The organism is Tunicatimonas sp. (assembly GCF_049647865.1).
GTDB lineage: Bacteria > Bacteroidota > Bacteroidia > Cytophagales > Cyclobacteriaceae > Tunicatimonas.
This window is the reverse complement of record NZ_JBARYM010000364.1, coordinates 1-1,967: the sequence shown is the minus strand read 5'-3', so window position 1 is coordinate 1,967 and position 1,967 is coordinate 1. Positions and strand designations below refer to the sequence as shown.

At 48.6% G+C, this 1,967-nt stretch carries 1 protein-coding gene and 1 pseudogene; both read right to left on the bottom strand.

Annotated features, from left to right (window positions below; genetic code table 11):
• Positions 1 to 253: 253 nt before the first annotated feature.
• Positions 254 to 1,585 carry a hypothetical protein gene (locus tag WBA23_RS10745; RefSeq protein WP_424582278.1) on the bottom strand — a complete coding sequence of 444 codons (1,332 nt, stop codon included), beginning with the start codon at positions 1,583 to 1,585 and terminating at the stop codon, positions 254 to 256.
• Positions 1,586 to 1,666: 81 nt separating this feature from the next.
• Positions 1,667 to 1,967: pseudogene (locus WBA23_RS10740) on the bottom strand (hypothetical protein); the annotation flags it as partial.

Here is a 1,967-nt window from a genome sequence, read left to right as displayed (position 1 = left end):
ATTGGAAGCTCTGCGGCACTTTTTTCTGGGCCTGAAGGCTGAGGGCGGTTAAGCACCCCCATCCAATCAGACATCTTATTCGTAATTTTTTCATTTCATTCAATTTATCTGCGTAAGAAATGGCTTTCGTTGGTTGAGCACCGTCATCGCGAGGCTTTGCGAAGCGATCTCCCCCCGGTAAACGTATAGGTACTTAGAGGGAGATTGCTTCCCCCGGATCAAGTCCGGGGTCGCAATGACGTGGTACTATTAATTACTGCAAGCTAACCAGTACCAGCACTAAGCCTTGGCCTTCTTCCAGGGCGGTCATGGCTTTGCCGATGATGGCTCCCTGGGCCTGGCTGGAATCACTTACCCGCATGGCGTGGCCGGGGGTATCTGAAGTCGTCAGCAAATCGCCGGGCTGAATGGCTCCGTAGCTGGCGTCTACCTTGGCGTATACCCGTCCGGTGAGGGCTACCGGGTGCTCGCCGCTGGCAATGCTGCCGTCTTGCCCCATCACCATACCAGGTTGGATGTCGCCGGCACCACTCACAATGCCGGCTACGGTTTTGTCGTAAGCCGAAGTAGCTACTTTCAACTCTCCCGCATTTGCCGGGTCAATCGCTACGATCATACCTGCTTCTATCTTGCTCTCACCGCTTACTTCAAAGGGTTCGGCCAAATCGGCTCCGCCGGTAATCTTCAGGGTAGTAGTGCGGGTAGATCCTTTTACATCCAGCGTGTGGCTGGGAGTGATCATACCGATGCCTACCCGGCCCTGAGCAGTTAGCACCATAGTGGCATCTCCGGAGGCTTGGGTGTTGGAGAAGACTAGTTTACCATCACCCACGGTCCAGTCACCGTTAGAAGCACCCACGCGCCACTTATTATTCCCATTGATCATCTTCATGTGGTAGTTATCCGAATCTACGTTCAGCTTCGCTTCGTCATCATCTGTATTAATTTTTACGGCTCCTCCTCCGTGGACCAAAGCCACATTCTGGTCGGAGATAAAATTGAGGTGCATTTCGGTAGCAGTCTCTATCTGATTACCGTCCAAGCGCATGGTTTGGTATCCACCAGATATGTGATTGCGAAGTGCTAACGTGCCTTCATTTAGTTCACCACCGCTACTTCCAGTACTCTTACCCCAAATATTTAACGTTGTTCTTTTAGTTTGTACGCCAAACTGTGCTTCATTTTCATCTATCTGAAAGAGTGCCCATATATTTCGGCGAACTTTAAAGGTTCCCTGGTTAACTATGTCCCACATGATAGTCTGTCCGTTGTCCAACTTACGTTGAAGTTCGAGTCCGGCTGCAAATGTATGGAATTCGTCACCTCCAGTAGAGGTAGTTCGCAAATACCGGTGGCCCGCCCCATGCAGGTGCAAACCCCTGAATGGTGAATTGGTATTGATTCCAACTTTGGCCCCTACTGTGTATAATTTGCCATTGCCGCCAATCCATTCGGGGCTACCATTGGTAATTACTCCTTGAGCTAGTATTTGACTGCTCATCGCTAAAGCAAGGAGAAGCATTGATCCGATGCGGAAGAGGGTTCCGCCTACATGAGGGTTGAGTAAAATTGTTAATTTTTTCATGAGTTTTAGTTTTTTAAAATTTAATAAATAAAGGGTTTGAAGACGGGCACGGTGGCCCGCCAATTGGGTTATTCAGTTGATTTATAAGTTTGGTTCAGCGATGTACACTTCAATGATGCGCGGATTTTCCGATACAATGCGAACGCCCCCATACCGATTCTTCTTGTCGAGATACATCAGAAAGAAATCTCCTTCCTGATAATCTACTTCATCGGTTTTCGGGTCTTTACTAATTTCGTAGTAAGACTCAAATTGGCTAGGCCGTTCGGTGACCCAGTGCTCAATGGTTCCCTTACCTATATTGTGTTTTACAAAGCTCGGATACTCACCCGTATATCCTCCGAGGGGATAAAGACCAGCAGTATTGTACGGAATTTGTAGC